Source organism: Xanthobacter sediminis, from assembly GCF_043195015.1.
GTDB lineage: Bacteria > Pseudomonadota > Alphaproteobacteria > Rhizobiales > Xanthobacteraceae > Xanthobacter.
Genome location: NZ_JBAFWH010000001.1, coordinates 320797 through 339288 on the forward strand (window position 1 = coordinate 320797; position 18492 = coordinate 339288).

The following is an 18492-nucleotide window of genomic DNA, read 5'->3' on the forward strand; positions in this document are numbered from 1 at the left end:
CCCGGCGGGTCGCGCGCCACTGCCCTTGAATGTCTGCCGTCCGGCAGTTCGGTCCTCAGCGGCCGTGCCGTGCCGGGGGATGGTGATCGTCCACGCCACCATATCAGGCGGCACGGAAGCCGCTCAACCGGCGGTGCCGGGCGATTTCCCGGTGCCTTAATCCGCTGGCGAGGCCTCCTCGGCCGCCGCGGAGGATGAGACGGTGGCATTGGGGTCTCCGGGCTCCGTCTCCCAGGCGAGGCCGGGGATGGCGACGATGCGCCGCCCGCGCCCATCCTGCCGGCAGACGATGACCTGGCGCTCCTCCATGTAGGCGATGAGGCGCCGCGCCCGCCCCGGCGAGCGGCTGCCGTAGGCGCGGGCCACCTCGGAATCGGAGGGGCAGGGGCGGTGGTCGAACGCCGCGCGGGCGAGGGAGAGGAACACGCCCTGCATGTCCTCCGGCAGGGCCGCGGCCATGCCCAGGACTTCCGCCCAGGGAGAATCCTCCGCTTCCGCCTCGGCGAGGTCGATGCCCGCATGGGCCACCGCCAGCCTTCGGCGGAAGGCGGAGAGGGAGAGCGCGTCGCTGCCCAGGCGACGGATGCGGCAGCGCACCAGGAAATCCTGGTAGAGCACGGCGATGGAGCGGAAGCCGGCGTCACTTTCGGCCAGGATCTCGCGGAGCGCGGAATCGATGGCCGCCTCGCGCTGCTCGGGCGTCAGCGCCGGCGCCACGTGGGCGGGCGCCACCGGCGGGGCTCCGGAGTGAGTGGGGGCGCCATGGCCCGACGGGTCGGGGAGGGGCGGCTGCCCGGCGGGTATGCCGCGGGCGAGCTGGGCCAGCACATCGGCGGTGGGGGCCACCGAAGGCGCCCGGCGCGGGATCAGGGTGCGGATCTCGTCGGCGCCGGGGGTGAAGATGAGGTCGTGGGCGTCTTCCGCGGCGGCGGGCTCGGGCAGGGGCAGCAGCCGGGGGCTGGTGGAGCGCGCCTGGGTTTCCACCGCGCCGATGCGCACCGGCAGCGGGCGCCGGGCCAATGCCGGCCCAAGGGCCACGAAATTGCCGCTCTCCAGGTCGCGGAACATTTCCGCCTGCCGGCGCTCCATGCCCAGCAGGTCGGCGGCGCGGGCCATGTCGATGTCGAGGAAGGTGCGGCCCATGAGGAAGTTGGAGGCTTCCGCCGCCACGTTCTTTGCGAGCTTGGCGAGGCGCTGGGTGGCGATGACGCCGGCCAGCCCGCGCTTGCGCCCGCGGCACATGAGGTTGGTCATGGCCCCGAGGGAGACCTTGCGCGCCTCGTCGGAAACCTCGCCGGCGGCGGCGGGGGCGAACAGCTGCGCCTCGTCCACCACCACCAGCAGCGGATACCACATGTCGCGCTCGGCATCGAACAGGCCGCCCAGGAAGGCGGCGGCGGCGCGCATCTGCTGCTCGCTGTCCAGTCCTTCGAGGTTCAGCACCACGGAAACGCGATGCTGCCGCACGCGGGCGGCGATACGCTGCAGGTCCGCCTCGCCCCGCTGGGCGTCCACCACCACGTGGCCGTAGCGATCCGCGAGGGTGACGAAATCGCCCTCGGGGTCGATGACGGCCTGCTGAACCCAGGGCGCGCTCTGCTCCAGGAGCCGGCGCAGCAGGTGCGATTTTCCGGAGCCGGAATTGCCTTGCACCAGCAGGCGCGTGGCCAGCAGTTCCTCGAGGTCCATCACGGCCGTGCCCCCGCCGGAGCGGGTGCCGAGGTCGATGGACACCTTCGTGGGCGTCGTCATCGCGGCGCCCACCCAGTGTGGACAGGGCAGGAAATCATGCCCGCACTCATATCAATTCGCGGCGCGAGTTCAACCACGCCGCTGCCCGCCGGTGGATAGCGGGGCCGGCACCGGGCGGTCGCGCTGCACCTGGAGATGAGGCGTCGCATACACACATATGATTGTCCCGCGCGGAGGGGCGGGACACCATCCGCACGGGCCAGAGGCGGGGCGCCCGCCGGTCCATTTCAACGGAGACGCACCATGAAACGATCAGGTTCCGCCGTCTGGACGGGGGGCTTCGCCCAGGGCTCGGGCACCATTTCCACCATCAGCGGCGCGCTCGCCGCAGCGCCCTACAGCGTCAGCAGCCGGTTCGAGGATCGGCCCGGCACCAATCCCGAGGAACTGATCGGCGCCGCGCACGCGGGCTGCTTCTCCATGGCGTTCGCGCTCATCCTCGGCGAGGCGGGCTTCACGCCCGAGCGCATCGAGACCGAGGCGGACGTCACCCTCACCAAGGGGGCCGACGGCTTCTCCATCTCCGCCGTCCATCTCACCCTGCGCGCAAAGATCGCGAACCTCGACGAGGCGCGTTTCCGCGAGCTGGCGGACAAGGCCAAGGCTTCCTGCCCGGTCTCCAAGGTGCTCAATGCCCGGATCAGCCTCGATGCCACGCTGACGGCCTGAGCGGGGAGGCGGCGCCGCCGACGCGGCGGGGGCGCGCCTTCAGGCGAGCATGCCCTGAGTGCGCAGCCAGGTTTCGTACCAGCCGGGCCATTGCGCGGTCGCCGTGCCCGGCCGGCCCATGCCGAAGCCGTGTCCGCCGCTCGGCATCAGGTGCGCCTCGGCCGGCACGCCGGCGCGGGCGCAGGCCTCGGCCATGATCACCGTGTTCTGCGGACTGGAGATGGGGTCGTCCTCCGCCTGGACCAGGAAGAAGGGAGGGTCCCCGGCCGCCACATGGGTCTGCACCGACCATTCCGCGCTCTGCCGGGGTGTCGGGTGATCGCCGATCAGGCGCCGCCGGGTCGAGGTGTGGTCGTAGGGTGGCTCCAGGGTGATGACGGGATAGATAAGTGCGGCGGCTGCCGGCCGTGCCGGCACATTGTCCGCGGAGTCTATTGGCGCGTGGGATTGGAAGGCGAAGCGGGTGGCGGTGAGGCCCAGCAGGTGGCCCCCCGCAGAAAAGCCGAGCACGCCGATCCGGGCGGGATCGCGCCCGCTTCCGGCGGCATCGGCGCGGATCAGGCGCAGGGCTCTCTGGGCGTCCTGAAGCGGGGCGCGTGGGCCGTCTCTCCATCCCTCCCCCGGTAGCCGGTAGACAAGGATGAAGGCCGTGATGCCGCGCGCCGCCAGCCAGCGGGCCGCCGGGCGCGCCTCCTTGTCCATCTGGATCTGCCGGTAGCCGCCGCCGGCCGCCACCAGCACCGCTCCGCCGCCGGGCCGCGCCGGCCGGTGCACCTCCAGCATGGGAAAGGCGATGTTGCTCAGCGCCCCGTTTTGACCCACCTTCGGTGGTCCGGAAGGGCCGCCCCCGCCCGGCGGTACCCCCGGCCAGAGGGGCATGGTGTCGGTCGTGTCGGGCCCAGTGCTCGCTCTCTCCGGAGGGGACGCCCAGGCGCCTCCCGAGCCGAGGGCCGCGATGGCCATCATCAGTGCGCGGCGGTGGATCACCTGCATATCTCCTCTGCTCGCGGCCGCCCGTGCGGAAGGCGACGCTCATGCGAGGCCGTGTATCCGGATTTGAGAGACATGCGTCGGTTTACCCGACTCGGCGATGAAACGGAGCGACCGGCATGCTTCACCCGCCGCCGCCCCCCCGGGGAGGCAGGCCGCAATCGGGCGATTCTGGCGTGGGCGCCGGGGGAACCCGTCCATATGCGGCGTGCCCGTGGCGCGTGCGTGTCGGCGGCATGGTCGGCAAAGGATTGTTAACGTTAAGTTTTGGTAACGGAGGAGCCGCCTGCGTCGCGGCTGGACAAGGGGCCGCGGCTCGTTCAATCACAAATGTCTTGCAATCGCCGGGCGACCGCCTAAAAAAATGATCCAACCTGGATTGGTCGGGCTGGCGGGAGCGGGTGATGCAAAACCGGATATTGCCGTATGCGCACCTTATGGACGAGATCCAAAAGAAGGAGCTCGGCCCGTTCAGTCATTTCCTCGATGGCATCTGGCGGCATTTTTCGGCGTCTGCTGCGAGTACGCTCGCCATTGCCGGTCTGTGGGCGCTGATCGAAGGCGGGTTCGCCGTCTACATGATGCCGGTGAGCGTTCTGGTGACGCAGATGGCGAGCGGCCTCTATGGCCTGCGCGCTTGGCGTGAGTCCGAGCGGCGCAAGCGCGTCTACGACGGCAACTCCTGCCAGGATTATCTGCGTGCTCTGGAGCAGCGCGCCCGTGGCGTGATCGCGTCCCAGCGCGGCTCGGTCTGGATCGTCATGGACCCCGACAGCCTCGACAAGGTCTCTCAGATCCGCGTGATGAGCGAGCGGGAGTACCAGCAGTTTCGCGCCCAGGGGATCGCTTCCGGCCGTCCGCTGGACGAGGTGCGCATCCGCCAGGGCTCGCTGGGCCTCACCCAGGTGCGTGATGGGCGCGAGCACGCGCCGCAGGAAGTGGATATCCTCACCGGTCGCATCAAGATGCGCCCAAGCTCCGGGCGAATCGAGCGCTGGAGCAAGGAGAGTGAGGAGTATGCCCGCGGCCTTCAGCGCGCCCCTCAGCGGCGTGCCGGAGCGGAGGGGGCGAAGTCCGTGGGCGCTTCTTCTGCGGGACTTTAGCTTTCGGCCAACTGGCGTGCGCTGCCAAGAGGCGTGACAGCCGATTCGCTGCATCTTTTGGGCTGCGAATCGCCGTGAGTCTCCAATTCCCCGAGTCGGCCAGGGTCCCGTTTACGCGGGGCTTTTCGCGTTTTCGAGCGAGGCACGGAATAACGTCCGCCATGCGTCAAGCGGCGTTATCCCCAGAACGGATCCATTCCCTCGGCGGACGCCCATGCCTTCGCGAGGGGGCTTTGCAGCCCGGGCTTCCTCTGGCCTGGAGCGGCTCGGCCCGTGGGATGCGGCGCGCTGGGCGTGGGTGTCGGCAGATTGTCGTTTGCGAAGCGGCGCCCGGTGCAGGAAAATAGCGAAGCACGTCGCCGCGGCGGCACAGCCAACGGGTCCCGTCACGTGAGCACACGTTTCCTTTCCGTCCTTCTGCTGGCGGCCTGCGCTGTGGTGGGCACCGTCGCGTCGCGTCCGGCATCGGCCCAGAGCGCGTTCCAGACCCATGTGCCGGCCGCCATCCTGGTGGACTTCGAGACCGGAACCATTCTTTACGAGAAGGATGCGGACCGGCAGTTTCAGCCCGCAAGCCTCGTCAAGGTGATGACCGCCGCGGTGGTGTTCGGCCAGATCAAGGCGGGCAAGATCACGCCCGACACGCCCTTTGTCGTCAGCGTCAATGCCTGGCGCCGGGGCGGCGGCCCCTCGGGTGGTGCGGCCATGTTCGCGGAGGTGAACAAGCCGGTGCGGGTGGAGGATCTGGTGGCGGGCGCGGTGGTCGTCTCCGGCAATGACGCCGCCATCGCTCTGGCCGAGGGCATCTCCGGCACGGAAGGCCAGTTCGCGGTGCTCATGAACGACACGGCGAAGTCCATCGGCATGACGAACAGCGATTTCCGCAATGCCACGGGTTTCGCCGATCCCGCCCAGCTCACCACCGCCCGCGATCTCGCGACCCTGGCGCAGCACGTGATCCGCGCCTATCCCCAGCAGTACGCGGTGTTTGCGCTGCCGGGCATCGACTGGAGCAAGATCAAGCAGCGGAACCGAAATCCCTTGTTGAACGCCGGCGTGGGCGCGGACGGGCTGCAGGTGGGGTGGCTGAAGGACGTGGGCTACAACCTGCTCGGTTCGGCCGTGCAGAACGGGCAGCGCCTCGTGGTGGCCGTGCTCGGCGCCAAGACTGAGAAGGAGCGCATGGACGAGGCCCGCAAGCTGCTCGAATGGGGCTTCCAGTCGTTCCAGCAGCGCGAGATCTTCGCCGATGGCGCGGAGGTCGGGCGGGCCCAGGTGTTCGGCGGGGCCGGCGGCTCTGTGGGGCTGGTGGCCAAGGGGCCGGTGCGCCTGCTCACCTCCCGCCGCGGGGGCGAGAAGGTCACCGCCCGCGTCACTTATGTCGGGCCGCTACGGGCGCCGGTCGTGCCGGGCACGCAGGTGGGGCAGATGGAGGTGACGCGCGGCGACATCAAGGTGCTGGACGTGCCGCTCTACACCGCCGCGGAGGTGCCGGTGGGCACGCTTTGGGACCGGGCGCTCGACGGCGGCATGACCTTCATCGGGGATTCCACGCGGGATCTCGTGGCGAAGGCGTTCGCGAAGCTGCATAAGTGACGGCCCGAAGCCTCAGGGACCGCGCCATGCTTCATTCCTCCCGCCCGCGCGGCTGGTTCATCACCCTGGAAGGCGGGGAGGGCACGGGCAAGTCGACCCAGGCGCGCCTCCTCGCGGAACATCTGCGCGCGCGCGGTCGCAGGGTGGTGGAAACGCGCGAGCCGGGCGGCTCCTCGGGGGCCGAGGCGGTGCGACATGTCCTGCTCTCCGGCGCCGCAGAGCCCCTGGGCCCGCGGGTGGAGGCGCTGCTGTTCGCGGCGGCGCGGGCCGACCATGTGGACACCCTCATCGCGCCCGCGCTGGCGGAGGGAGCGGTGGTGGTGTGCGATCGCTTCATTGATTCGACCCGCGTCTACCAGGGCGCCGTCGGCCGGGTAGAGGAGGAGCTGCTGCGCGCGCTGGAGCGCGTGTGCGTCCGCACGCGGCCCGACCTGACCCTGGTGCTCGACGTGCCGCCCGACATCGGGCTGGCGCGTGCCTCCGCGCGCGGCAAGGGGGCGGTGGCAGATCGTTTCGAGAAGGAGGGCCTTGCCTATCATACTGCGGTGCGCGACGCTTTCCTCGCCCTTGCCGCTGACGATCCCGCCCGCTGCGCGGTGGTGGATGCCACCCCGACGGCAGAGACCGTGGCCGCGCGTGTTGCCGCGCTGGTGGATGCACGCCTCGCTGCCGTTCCGGTGCCGGAGGCTTACCGATGAGCGAGGGGCCGGCGGGAGACATCCTGCCCGAGGCGCCGCATCCGCGTAGCCAGGATCGCCTGTTCGGCCACGGCACGGTGGCGGCCGACCTCGCTGCCGACTGGCGCGCCGGGCGCCTGCCCCATGCGCTGCTGCTGGGCGGGCCCGAAGGCGTGGGCAAGGCGACGCTGGCCTATCGGCTCGCCCGCGCGGTGCTGGCGGGGCCGGAGGCGGCCGGGGGGCCGCTGGCGCTTGATGTGCCGGCCAACCATCCGGTGTTCCGGCAGGTGGCGTCCTTCACCCATCCCGACCTGCTGGTGCTGCGCCGTGTGCCCGAGGCGGGAGAGGAGAAGATCCCCACGGTGATTCCGGCAGAAATGGTGCGTCGGGTGCGCGCCTTCTTCGGCGCCACGGCGGCCGGCGGCGGCTGGCGGGTCTGCATCGTGGACACGGTGGACGAGCTCAACGCCTTTGGCGCCAACGCGCTGCTGAAGACGCTGGAGGAGCCGCCGCCGCGCGCGCTGTTCCTCCTTATTTCCCACGCGCCGGGGCGGGTTCTGCCCACCATTCGCTCGCGCACGCGGCTGGTGCGGATGCGCCCTCTGGCGACAGAGGAGGTGCTGGCGGCGCTGGACCATCTGCGCAGCCAAGGGGTGGAGATGGACCCGGCGCTGCTGCCTTCGGCGGCGGAAGCGAGCCAGGGCAGCGTGCGGCGCGCCGTGGTGCTGGCGCGGGGCGAGGGCATGGAGGTGCGCGCCGCCACCCTGCGCGCTCTCGAACAGCTTCCTGCGCCCAGGGCCGAGGAGCTGCACGCCCTCGGCGCGCGCCTTCAGGGCGACAGGGGCGACGGGCTCGCCCTGTTTTCCGAGGCGGTCAGCGACTACATCGCCGCCCGTGCCACCGGTGGGGGCGAGGCGCGCCATCGCCTTGTCCGGCTGGGCGAGGTGTGGGAGAAGGTCAGGCGCAGCGTGATCGAGGCCGATGTGTTCAACCTCGATCGCAAGGCGCTTGTGTTCCGCATCTTTGCCGACCTCTCCGAAGCCGTGCGCTGAGACTGGCGCCTCGGCCGGATCGTGGCCGGCATCTCCGTTCGAGCCGCCTCCGAGCCGTCAAAGAGCCGCCCATGCCGACGAAGCCGCCGTTCTACATCACCACCGCCATCGCCTATCCCAATGGCGTGCCGCACATGGGCCACGCCTATGAGGCGATCGCGAGCGACTGTATCGCCCGCTTCATGCGGCTCGACGGCTATGACGTGCGCTTCCTCACCGGCACCGACGAGCACGGCATCAAGATGCTCCAGACCGCGCAGAAGGCCGGCCTGACCCCGCGCGAGCTGGTGGAGCGCAACGTGCCGCGCTTCCAGGCCATGGTGGAGACCTTCGGTCTCTCCAACGACGACTTCATCCGCACCACCCAGGAGCGGCACTATGCGTCCGCCCAGGCCATCTGGGCGAAGATGGAAGCCAACGGCGACATCTACAAATCCACCTATTCCGGCTGGTACTCGGTCCGCGACGAGGCGTATTACGCCGAGGACGAGACCGTGCTGAACGCCGATGGCGTGCGCCTCGGCCCCCAGGGCACGCCGGTGGAGTGGGTGGAGGAGGAGAGCTACTTCTTCCGCCTCTCGGCCTACCAGGACCGCCTGCTCGCCTATTATGCGGAAAACCCCGGCTTCATCATGCCGGAGGCGCGCCGCAACGAGGTGGTGAGCTTCGTTTCCGGCGGCCTGCAGGATCTCTCTATCTCCCGCACCACGTTCGACTGGGGCATCCCGGTGCCGGGCGATCCCAAGCACATCATGTACGTGTGGGTGGACGCGCTCACCAATTACATCACCGCGCTCGGCTATCCCGACACGGACGACGACCTCTTCAAGCGCTACTGGCCGGCGAACCTGCACGTCATCGGCAAGGACATCATCCGTTTCCACGCGGTCTACTGGCCGGCGTTCCTGTGGTCGGCGGGGCTGGAGGCGCCGCGGCGCGTGTTCGGCCACGGCTTCCTCTTCAACCGCGGGGAGAAGATGTCGAAGTCGGTGGGCAACGTCATCGATCCGTTCGACCTCGCGAGCACCTACGGTGTGGACGCCATCCGCTATTTCTTCCTGCGCGAGGTGTCGTTCGGCCAGGACGGCTCCTACAGCCACGAGGCGATCGTGGCGCGCATGAACGCGGATCTCGCCAACGACCTCGGCAACCTCGCCCAGCGCTCCCTGTCCATGATCGCCAAGAACCTCGACGGCGTGGTGCCGGAGCCGGGGCCGCTGCTGGCCGACGACGAGGTGATCCTCGCCCAGGCCGACGGCATGCTGGAGAAGGCGCGAGAGGCCATGGCGGCCCAGGCCGTGCACCAGTATCTCAACGCCGTGTGGGCGGTGGTGGCGGATGCCAACCGCTATTTCGCGGCCCAGGCCCCCTGGGCCCTGCGCAAGACCGACCCCGCCCGCATGGCCACCGTCCTGTGGGTGACGGCGGAGGTGATCCGCGAAGTGGGGCTCCTGGTGCAGCCGGTGATGCCGCAGAGCGCCGCCAAGCTGCTCGACCTCGTGGCCGTGCCGGCGGAGGAGCGCGGCTTCGAGCGGCTGGGGCCGGAGAACCGCCTGCCGGCGGGCCGCAGCCTGCCGACCCCCGTGGGCGTCTTCCCCCGCTATGTGGAGCCGGAGGCGGCGCAGTCCTGAGGCCAGGGGCCTTGTGCGTGGCGCGCGGGCTTCCGGTGAAGTCCGCGGTGTCCGCGCAAAACCCGCCCGGCGCCGGTCAGGGATCGGCGCCGATGGCATGGGCCGCCCCGCTCTGCGGGGCCGGCCTTCAGCGGCGTGACGCCGCGCGTTTCAGCGGGTGAGGCGGTCGATGACCTCCGTCAGCCGCTCGTCGGTGGCGCCATAGGCGGCGATGGCGCCCTCGATATCGCTCGCCTGGAGCTTGCGCCCCAGTTCGCGGCCCGAGGTGCGGATGGCCGCGAGGGCGGGCGCCAGCGCATCGCGCAGACCCGGCGGCAGGTCGCGCTCGGCGCCGAGCGGCGGGTTGTCGTAGGCGCGGTCGGCGCGGGCACCCACCAGGCACTGGGCGAGCGCCCCGCGCCACGCGGAAAGCTCGGCGGCGAAGGTGCGCGGCGTGTTGGCGTGGCTGCCGTCGGTGTCGAGCTCGCCCAGCACGGTCATGGCGGCGTCCTGGGCCTTGGCCAACAGTGCACCGGACGAATCGCCGTCCGCCTTGTTCTGGGCGGCGAGCCGCGCCACCTCGGACAGGGAGGCGGCGATGGAGTTGGTCGCGGTCTTCTGCTCGCCCAAGGCCTGGCTGATGCTCTCGATGCGCTCGGTGGCGGAGCCCACGCGCTCGGAGACGAGATCCATGTTGCGGGAAACCTCGTTGAAGGCGCGGGTGCCGCTTTCCACCCGTCCGCCGCCCGCCGCGACCGCCTGCGACACGGCGGCGAGCACCTGGTTCAGCTCCGCGAGCTTGGCGGCGATACCGGCTGTCGTGCGGGCGGTCTGCTCCGAAAGCGCCTTCACCTCGGATGCCACCACCCCGAAGCCGAGCCCCGCCGCGCCGGCGCGGGCGGCCTCGATGGTGGCGTTGAGCGAAAGCAGCTTGGTCTGCTTGGAGATGGTGTCGATGTCGCGCGCCATCGCGCCGATGGCGCGGATGGCGCCGGTGAGCTGATCGGTGCGGGACTGGATGTCGGTGAAGGCGGAGGCGATCTCGCCGATGGCGCCGGCCGCCTGGGCCGCCTGGGAGACCGTCTGCGAGACGATGCGGGCGGCGTCGGTGGACTGGTCCTGGGTCACGGCGGCGGCCTGGGCGATGTTGTCGGTGGTGCGCGCCAGCTCTTCCACCGCGCTGGAGATGGCGACGCTCTCGCCCGAAAGGCGCTGGGCATTGCCACTGCCCCATGCCAGCAGGCAGCTGAGATCCCCCAGCAGCCGCGCGGCGTCGGCGACACCGGTGGCAAGAGCCGAGGGGCGCCGGATGCCGGCTTCCGCCAGCAGCCCGGCCGCCGCGGCGGTCATCGTGATCGGCTCATCCCTGTAGGCGTCCATGTCCGGCCTCCCCCTGCGGGCAATGTATTTCGTCCCAGGAATGAAATTTTCCGTCAATTATCGACTGTTGTCATTCCCGCCGACAGCTTGCTTCGGCAGGCGGCGGCCTGTCCATTGCCGTGTGTGCCGAAATGGGGGGGCGCCGGTGCCGTCGGCGGGGAAGGGCCGGCGGGGACAATGGGGGCGGGCGTGATCCGGCGGCGCCATCGTCGGCGCATGCGGGGCATTTTCGCAATTCAATCAGAGGCGAAAATGCTCTACGGTGCCCCGGCCCGGCCAGACGGTGCCAGGGCACTCAGGGGAGGCTCCGGGAGCATTGCCGATGACGAGGCTGAAAGGGTTATGTGGACTCGCGGCAGTGCTGCTGTTGACGGCCTGTTCGGGCGACCGCGGCGGCCAGCCGCAGGCGACCTATGACCCCATCCCCCCCATGATGCCGGCAGAGGCGCCGCCTCCGGTCGCGCCGGAAGTGCCGCGCATCGAGGTGCGGCTGCAGGGCGCGGATGCGACCCTGGTGCGCGGGCGTCTTGCCACCGCGCGGCGCGCGCGCGGCTATGCCATCACGGTGGACCAGCCCTCTCAGCTCGTGGCCGAGAAGCGCCTGCCGCCGGACGAGGCCCTGAAGCGCACCAATGGCGCGTCCTCCAACGCCGCCTTCCGCCTCGATTACATCTTCAACACCTCGGGCGGGGCAGTGACGGTCTCGCTGGAAGCGTCCATCGTCGCCAATCCGGGCAGCCCCGGCGAGGTGGTGCGGGCCATCGCCATGCCCGGCCCCGATGCCGATGCCCTCAAGAAAGAAATCTCCGACTCGGTCTGAGCGGACGGGCCCCGGCCTCAGCGCCGGGGCGTTCCCGCGATGCGCTCCGCCACGATCACGGTGGCGAGCGCCGCGATGGATTTCAGCACCGCGCCCAGGATGAAGGGCAGGAACGCGTTCTCGAACGCCGGCACGATTCCGCTCTTGGTGGCGATCCAGCCGGCTCCCATCGTCATCAGCGCCAGATGGCCGAAAGCGATGGCCGCGAACAGTTGTAGCGGCCGCAGCTGGGCCCAATATTGCTGGGCGGCGCCCACGCCCACCGCCACCACCACGAAGCCCGCGATGAAGCCGCCGGACGCCCCGGACAGCACCTGCCATCCGCTGGCGCCATTGGCGAACACCGGCACGCCGGCGACCCCGAGCCCCACATAGGCCACCGCCACCAGGGACGAGAGCTGCCAGCCCATCAGCGCCGCGAGCGTCAGCACCACATAGCTCTGCAGCGTGATGGGCACGGGCTGCATGGGAATGGTGATCTGCGCGCTCCAGGCCAGCAGCGCCACCGAGATGACCACCAGCGCCAGCGCCCAGGGCGGGGAGGCTTCCGCGAGGCGCAGGAAAGCGGGGCGGAAGGGCGGCACGGCGGGGCTCCTGCAGGCGAATCGCGGCCGGCATCCTCGCATGGCCTCCGGCGCCTGTCGCGGCTGCTCGACGGCGCGCGGCGTTGGGCTTAAGGGAGGGGCAGCTTACCGATATCCGTGACCGCGCTATGCTCGTCGACAGCCATTGCCATCTCGATTTCCCCGATTTCTCCGCGGAGCTGCCCGATGTGGTGGCGCGGGCGCAGGCGGCCGGGGTGGGCCATCTCGTCACCATCTGCACGCGGGTGCACGCCTTCGAGGCCGTGCGCGCCATCGCCGAGCGGTTCGATGCGGTGAGCTGTTCCGTGGGCACCCACCCGCACAATGCCGCCGACGAGCCCGAGGTGACCACCGCCGACCTGGTGGCCCTCGCCGCCCATCCCAAGGTGGTGGCCATCGGCGAGGTGGGGCTCGACTATTTCTACGACACCTGTCCGCGCGAGGCGCAGGCCCGGGGCTTCCGCACCCACATCGCGGCCGCGCGCGAGACCGGCCTGCCGCTGGTGATCCATGCCCGCGACGCGGACGAGGACACCGCCGCCATCCTGGAGGAAGAGAGCGCCAAGGGGGCTTTCCCTTTCCTGCTGCACTGCTTCACCGCGGGGCCGGAACTGGCGCGGCGGGCGCTGGCGCTCGGGGGCTATGTGTCCTTCTCCGGCGTCATCACCTTCAAGAAGAGCGCGGACCTGCGCGCCATCGCGGCCACCATCCCGGAGGACCGAATCCTGGTGGAGACGGATTCGCCCTACCTCGCGCCCGTGCCCCATCGCGGCCACCGCAACGAGCCCTCGTTCGTGGTGGAAACGGCGCGGGTGCTGGCCGAGGCGCGGGGCGTGAGCGCGGCGCAGGTGGCGGAAGCCACCACGCGCAACTTCCGGCGCCTGTTCACAAAGGCGGTCGTGTGACCGGTCCGGCGCCGGTGAAATGAAGGGGAGGACGCCATGAACCACGATCATTACGCCGACAGCTACATCCGCGGCATCCTGGAGGAGGTGCGGACCGTCGCCATCGTCGGCGCCAGCGCCAACAGCGCGCGGCCGTCCTATTTCGTCATGAAGTACCTCGCGGAGCGCGGCTACCGGGTGTTTCCGGTCAATCCGGGCCAGGCGGGCAAGGAGGTGGCGGGGCTCACTTTCGTCGCCACCCTCGCCGACGTGCCGGAGCCCATCGACATGGTGGACGTGTTCCGGGCGCCTGAGCACCTGCCGGCGGTGTGGGCCGAGGTGTCCGCGCTCTCCCCCTTGCCGAAGGTGCTGTGGATGCAACTCGGCGTGCGCCATGACGAAGTGGCCGCGCAGGCGGAGGCTGCGGGCCTCAAGGTGGTGATGAACCGCTGCCCGAAGATCGAATATGCGCGCCTCTCGGGCGAGATCGGCTGGACGGGGGTGAACTCCCGCACCTTGTCGTCGCGGCGGCCGAAGCGGCTGGGCGAGGGGGTGCAGCGCCTCTCCATCGCCGCGCGCAAGCCGCAGGGGCCCACATCGCGCTGAGGCTTCTTCTTTGAGCGAATGGCGATCCTTTCGCTTGAAAATGCTCTAGAACACGAAAAAAATGTGTTTTCTGATAAATTACATCGGAATATATAACTTACGGCGGCCCTCCGAGGCCTGCACCATGGGAGAGAGCCCCCGATGACCGACGAGATCCGCCCCGAGGCGCCCGTGCACGAGCCAGGTTTCGCGACCCTGGCGATTCACGCCGGCGCCCAGCCGGACCCCACTACCGGCGCCCGCGCGACCCCCATCTACCAGACCACGTCCTTCGTGTTCGACGACGTGGACCACGCGGCGGCGCTGTTCGGCCTTCAGACCTTCGGCAACATCTACACGCGCCTCGGCAACCCCACCAATGCGGTGCTGGAGGAACGGGTGGCGGCGCTGGAAGGCGGCACGGCGGCGCTGGCGGTGGCTTCCGGCCACGCGGCCCAGCACATCGTGTTCCACACCCTGCTGACGCCCGGTGACGAATTCATCGCCTCGCGCAAGCTCTATGGCGGCTCCATCAACCAGTTCAGCCACGCCTTCAAGAGCTTCGGCTGGAATGTGAAATGGGCGGACCCGGACGACCTCTCCACCTTCGAGGCCGCCCTCTCCGACAAGACCAAGGCCATCTTCGTGGAAAGCGTGGCCAATCCGGGCGGCGTGGTGGTGGACATCGCGGCCATCTCCGCCATCGCGAAGAAGGCGGGTGTTCCCCTCATCGTGGACAACACCCTCGCCACGCCCTACCTGTGGCAGCCCATCAAGCACGGTGCCGACATCGTCGTGCACTCGGCCACCAAGTTCCTGGGCGGCCACGGCAATTCGCTCGGCGGCGTGATCGTCGACGCCGGCACCTTCGACTGGTCCGCCTCCGGCCGCTACCCGTTCCTCTCGGCGCCGCGGCCCGAGTACCAGGGCATGGTGCTGCACGAGACCTTCGGCAACTTCGCCTTCGCCATCGCCGCGCGGGCGCTGGGGCTGCGCGATCTCGGGCCGTCGCTGTCGCCCTTCAACGCCTTCCTCATCCTCACGGGCATCGAGACCCTGGGCCTGCGCATGCAGCGCCACAGCGACAATGCCCTGGCGGTGGCGAAGTATCTGGCCGCGCACCCCAAGGTGGAATGGGTGAGCTATCCCGGCCTCGAGAACGACCGCTACCACGCCCTGGCGCAGAAATACCTGCCGAAGGGCGCGGGCGCGGTGTTCACCTTCGGGCTCAAGGGCGGCTACGAGGCCGGCGTGCAGCTGGTCTCGAACGTGGAGCTGTTCTCGCACCTCGCCAACATCGGCGACACGCGCTCGCTCATCATCCATCCCGCCTCCACCACCCACCGCCAGCTCACGGACGAGGCGAAGGTGGTGGCCGGGGCGGGGCCGGAGGTTGTGCGCCTGTCGGTGGGCATCGAGGATGTGGCGGACATCATCGCCGACCTCGAGCAGGCGCTCGCCAAGGTCTGAGCTTCGCCGGGCGGGGCGGGTCGGCATCACGTCCGGTTCCCTCCCGCCTAGCCATCCGAGAGCACCACGCCCTCAGGCAGCGATGCAGGAGGCCTCGTGACCGGGCGATGGAATCGGTCCAGTGATGGTCCAGCCTCAAAGGGGGAAGGGCCCATGGCATCCGCTTTCTTCCATCCCGTCGTCGTGGTGTTCCTGGGGGCGGGCCTCGGCGGAGTGCTGCGCCATTTGGTGAACCTCACCATTCCCAGGCTTCTCGGCGTCGGTTTTCCCTTCGCCACGCTGCTCATCAACGTTAGCGGTAGCCTGCTGATGGGCCTCATCACCGGCTATCTCGCCTTTAGGGATGGCGAGGCCTGGAGCCAGAGCCTGCGGCTGTTCCTCACCACCGGCGTGCTCGGCGGCTACACCACCTTTTCCACATTCTCGCTGGACTTCCTGTTCCTGATGGAGCGCGGAGACACCGGTCTTGCGCTGCTCTACGCGTCGGCCTCGGTGGCGTTCGGCTTCCTGGGCGTGTTCGCGGGCATCTGGGCGGTGCGCATCCTCACGTGATGCGCCATTTCCCGCGCGAGACGTGACGGCGCGCCCGCCATGCACTATTGCCAGACGGAAAGGCGGAACGCCGCCGTGCGAGGATGGGTCCAAGATGGCAGTGGAGCTGAAGACGGTGAGTGAGGACGAGGCGGGCATGCGCCTCGACCGCTGGTTCAAGCTGCATTACCCGGACCTGTCCTTCGGCCACCTCCAGAAGCTGGTGCGGACCGGGCAGGTGCGGGTGGATGGCGGGCGCATCAAGACCTCCACCCGCCTTGATCCCGGCCAGAGCGTGCGCGTGCCGCCCCTCGGCGAGGAGGCGTCGGCGGAGGGCACGGGGCCCGCAGGCGGCGAAAAGGGGGCTTCCGACGGGTCGGCGCCACGCGCCGCATCCAAGGGCGCGGCCAAGGTGAGCCCCAGGGCTGGTGCGAAGGGCAATGACGATCTCACCTTCCTCCGCTCCCTGATCCTCTATGAGGATAAGGACGTGATGGTGCTCAACAAGCCGTTCGGCCTCGCCGTGCAGGGCGGCTCCGGCACCTACCGCCACGTGGACGGCCTGCTGGAGACCATGCGTGACAAGGACGGGCAGCGCCCGCGCCTCGTCCACCGCATCGACAAGGATACGTCCGGCTGCCTCCTGGTGGCGAAGACGCGCCTTGCCGCCTCGGTGCTCGCCAAGAGCTTCCGCTCGCGCGAGGCGCGCAAGGTGTATTGGGCCCTGGTTCCCGGCGTGCCCAAGCCCCGCCAGGGCCGCATCTCCACCTATCTCGCCCGTGACGAGGAGGAGGAGAAGATGCGTGTCGCCCGCCACGGCGAGGACGAGGCGAGCCACGCCATAACCTATTATGCGGTAGTGGATCAGGCGGCGCAGAAGATGAGCTGGCTCTCCCTCAAGCCGGTGACGGGCCGCACCCACCAGCTGCGCGCTCACCTCGCCCATATCGGCCACCCCATCGTGGGTGATCCGAAGTATTTCAACATCGAGAACTGGGAATTGCCCGGCGGGCTCCAGAACAAGCTGCACCTGCTGGCACGGCGGCTGGTCATTCCCCATCCGCGCGGCGAGGGGGTGATCGACGTTTCCGCGCCGCTGCCGCCGCACATGGCGCAGTCCTTCGCCGTCCTCGGCTTCGATGCCAGCCAGTACGACCCCATCCTGGAGGCGCCGGAGGGATGAGGCGCCGGGGGCGCTTGCCCGTGCTTCTCGCGGCGGCGCTGGCGGGGTTGCTTGCGGCGGCTTTGCCGGCGCGGGCGCAGGAGTTGGATATCCTTTCCATCTACCGCGAGCTGCAGGTGGCGCAGCCCAACGGTTTCCCGGCCTACGAGATCGCCCCTTCCCCCGATGGCGGCGTGCGTATCGAAGACGGGCCGCAGGGGGCTTCCCGCGGCCATCCTGCGCTGCTGCTCGACGCCATGGGCGCCTTTCTACGCGTCACCGACGGCGGGGCGGGCGACGACGCCATGGTGACCGAGCTGGCGGCCTGGATCGACCGGGAGGGCTTCCCCCTGGTGGCGCTCAGCGAGCGCGGAGTGCGGCAGGGCGTGCCTTTCGGCGGGCGGCTGCGCTTCTACTCCCGCGCCTCCAGCCGCTGGAACCTCGTGACCGATCGGGTATGGCCGAAGGATCTCGATTTCACCCTGTGTCGGGCGCGGGGCGAGGAGGTCACGGAGGAGACCGCCGGCTGGGACGCGCTCGGCCCCATGGTCGCGCTGCTGCCGAGGGCTGGGACGGACATCGCCGCCTGGTGCGTCGGTGCAAGCCCCGTCGCGGGCACCGGAGCCGCCATCATCTGGGACCGGACGACGGGAACCTTCACGCGCGGGCCGGCGCTGAAGGGGGCGGCGCCATGGGTAGCTGCCGGTCGCGACTGATCCTGCCGCCTGGCCTTGTCGCGGCGCAACGAAAGCATCGATTCGTCTCTCGCGGCGCAATATTGAAAATTTCATTCGACTTTTGTCGGAATTCAGCCTCACTCTTGCCGTGTCGATGGCCACTCCGGGGCGATTTGGGGCCCGCTGCACTTGAAGTGTGCTTCTCTTCGCCTATGGTGCCCGCCCAATGGGTAGCCCGCCGGGTCAATGGGGGCGGCCCGCGATAAACAGTCGCCCGAGGGACACGCACCCATGACACCCCTGCTCGCGCTCGCCCGCGGCATCGATGCGATCAATACGCGCATCGGCAAGATCGCCGCCTGGCTCATCGTTGTCGCCATCTTCGTGTCGGCGATCAACGCCATCGTGCGCAAGCTGTTCGATGTCAGCTCCAATTCGTGGCTGGAGCTGCAATGGGTGCTGTTCGCGGCCGTGTTCCTCCTGTGCGCGTCCTGGACGCTGATCGACAACGAGCACATCCGCATCGACATCGTGAACTCCCACCTCTCCAAGCGCATGCGGGATGGCATCGATATCTTCGGCCACCTGTTCTTTCTGCTCCCGTTCTCCATCCTGCTGCTGTGGACTTCGGTGCCCTTCTTCCTCACCTCTTATGGCATCAATGAGCAGTCGCTGAACGCCGGCGGCCTGCCGCAATGGCCGGCCAAGGCGCTGGTCCCGCTCGGCTTCTTCTTCCTCACGCTGCAGGGCATCTCCGAGCTCATCAAGCGCGTGGCCATCTTCACCGGCCGGATGGAGGACCCCAACGAGGGCACGGGCGGCAGCCATGCGGCGCTCGCCGCCGAGGCGGAGCGCCTGATGGACGGGCAGGCAGAGGCCAATGGGCAGAGCGGGGCGCAGGGCGCCTCTTCGCAGACCGAGCGCTGAGGAACGGAACCATGGCCATCGCT

18 protein-coding genes are annotated in these 18492 nt (G+C 69.5%); 14 read left to right on the forward strand and 4 right to left on the reverse strand.

The genetic code is table 11. The features are described 5' to 3' along the window. Window positions 1-156: 156 nt before the first annotated feature. Window positions 157-1752, reverse strand: a complete 1596-nt coding sequence (locus V5F61_RS01250; RefSeq protein WP_393987059.1) for a helicase HerA domain-containing protein — start codon at window positions 1750-1752, stop codon at window positions 157-159. A 243-nt stretch (window positions 1753-1995) separates the two neighbouring features. Between V5F61_RS01250 and V5F61_RS01255 the strand changes: the two genes are divergently transcribed. Continuing rightward, complete coding sequence (locus V5F61_RS01255; protein ID WP_393987060.1) at window positions 1996-2421, forward strand: OsmC family protein; 426 nt, start codon at window positions 1996-1998, stop codon at window positions 2419-2421. A gap of 39 nt (window positions 2422-2460) precedes the next feature. Here V5F61_RS01255 and V5F61_RS01260 read toward each other — a convergent pair whose 3' ends face one another. Next, window positions 2461-3414 (reverse strand): alpha/beta hydrolase, encoded by a 954-nt coding sequence (locus tag V5F61_RS01260; protein ID WP_393987061.1) that lies wholly within the window; start codon window positions 3412-3414, stop codon window positions 2461-2463. Between the two features lie 401 nt (window positions 3415-3815). On the opposite strand from V5F61_RS01260, the gene V5F61_RS01265 reads away from it, so the two are divergent. The 5 genes from V5F61_RS01265 (at window position 3816) to metG (ending at window position 9470) form a co-directional block, all read left to right on the forward strand. Next, complete coding sequence (locus tag V5F61_RS01265) at window positions 3816-4514, forward strand: hypothetical protein (protein ID WP_393987062.1); 699 nt, start codon at window positions 3816-3818, stop codon at window positions 4512-4514. Between the two features lie 390 nt (window positions 4515-4904). Next, window positions 4905-6110 carry a D-alanyl-D-alanine carboxypeptidase family protein gene (locus V5F61_RS01270; protein WP_393987063.1) on the forward strand — a complete coding sequence of 402 codons (1206 nt, stop codon included), beginning with the start codon at window positions 4905-4907 and terminating at the stop codon, window positions 6108-6110. 26 nt (window positions 6111-6136) lie between these two features. Then, window positions 6137-6808 carry a dTMP kinase gene (gene tmk / locus V5F61_RS01275; RefSeq protein WP_393987064.1) on the forward strand — a complete coding sequence of 224 codons (672 nt, stop codon included), beginning with the start codon at window positions 6137-6139 and terminating at the stop codon, window positions 6806-6808. Next, complete coding sequence (locus V5F61_RS01280) at window positions 6805-7839, forward strand: DNA polymerase III subunit delta' (protein ID WP_393987065.1); 1035 nt, start codon at window positions 6805-6807, stop codon at window positions 7837-7839. The genes tmk and V5F61_RS01280 overlap by 4 nt, the downstream gene beginning before the upstream one ends. Before the next feature lie 71 nt (window positions 7840-7910). Next, entirely contained in the window at window positions 7911-9470 is a 1560-nt protein-coding gene (gene metG / locus V5F61_RS01285) for a methionine--tRNA ligase (protein WP_393987066.1), read from the forward strand. A 150-nt stretch (window positions 9471-9620) separates the two neighbouring features. On the opposite strand, the gene V5F61_RS01290 is transcribed toward metG, so the two are convergent. Then, entirely contained in the window at window positions 9621-10829 is a 1209-nt protein-coding gene (locus V5F61_RS01290) for a methyl-accepting chemotaxis protein (RefSeq protein ID WP_393987067.1), read from the reverse strand. A gap of 322 nt (window positions 10830-11151) precedes the next feature. Between V5F61_RS01290 and V5F61_RS01295 the strand changes: the two genes are divergently transcribed. Further along, window positions 11152-11649, forward strand: coding sequence for a hypothetical protein (locus V5F61_RS01295; RefSeq protein ID WP_393987068.1), 498 nt, complete (start codon window positions 11152-11154; stop codon window positions 11647-11649). 17 nt (window positions 11650-11666) lie between these two features. On the opposite strand, the gene V5F61_RS01300 is transcribed toward V5F61_RS01295, so the two are convergent. Further along, window positions 11667-12233 (reverse strand): biotin transporter BioY, encoded by a 567-nt coding sequence (locus tag V5F61_RS01300; protein ID WP_393987069.1) that lies wholly within the window; start codon window positions 12231-12233, stop codon window positions 11667-11669. Between the two features lie 128 nt (window positions 12234-12361). Between V5F61_RS01300 and V5F61_RS01305 the strand changes: the two genes are divergently transcribed. The 7 genes from V5F61_RS01305 (at window position 12362) to V5F61_RS01335 (ending at window position 18469) form a co-directional block, all read left to right on the forward strand. Further along, entirely contained in the window at window positions 12362-13138 is a 777-nt protein-coding gene (locus V5F61_RS01305) for a TatD family hydrolase (protein WP_393987070.1), read from the forward strand. Window positions 13139-13174: 36 nt separating this feature from the next. After that, window positions 13175-13723, forward strand: coding sequence for a CoA-binding protein (locus V5F61_RS01310; protein ID WP_393987071.1), 549 nt, complete (start codon window positions 13175-13177; stop codon window positions 13721-13723). Between the two features lie 141 nt (window positions 13724-13864). Further along, window positions 13865-15172 (forward strand): O-acetylhomoserine aminocarboxypropyltransferase, encoded by a 1308-nt coding sequence (locus tag V5F61_RS01315; protein WP_393987072.1) that lies wholly within the window; start codon window positions 13865-13867, stop codon window positions 15170-15172. Window positions 15173-15325: 153 nt separating this feature from the next. Further along, the gene (gene crcB / locus V5F61_RS01320; protein WP_393987073.1) at window positions 15326-15724 is read left to right on the forward strand and encodes a fluoride efflux transporter CrcB; all 399 of its coding nucleotides are present in this window, start codon (window positions 15326-15328) and stop codon (window positions 15722-15724) included. A gap of 94 nt (window positions 15725-15818) precedes the next feature. Beyond that, on the forward strand, window positions 15819-16886 hold the full coding sequence (locus V5F61_RS01325; protein ID WP_393987074.1) for an RluA family pseudouridine synthase: 1068 nt from the start codon (window positions 15819-15821) through the stop codon (window positions 16884-16886). 14 nt (window positions 16887-16900) lie between these two features. Continuing rightward, the gene (locus V5F61_RS01330) at window positions 16901-17581 is read left to right on the forward strand and encodes a hypothetical protein (RefSeq protein WP_393987075.1); all 681 of its coding nucleotides are present in this window, start codon (window positions 16901-16903) and stop codon (window positions 17579-17581) included. Window positions 17582-17833: 252 nt separating this feature from the next. Beyond that, complete coding sequence (locus V5F61_RS01335; protein WP_393987076.1) at window positions 17834-18469, forward strand: TRAP transporter small permease subunit; 636 nt, start codon at window positions 17834-17836, stop codon at window positions 18467-18469. Window positions 18470-18492 lie beyond the last annotated feature (23 nt).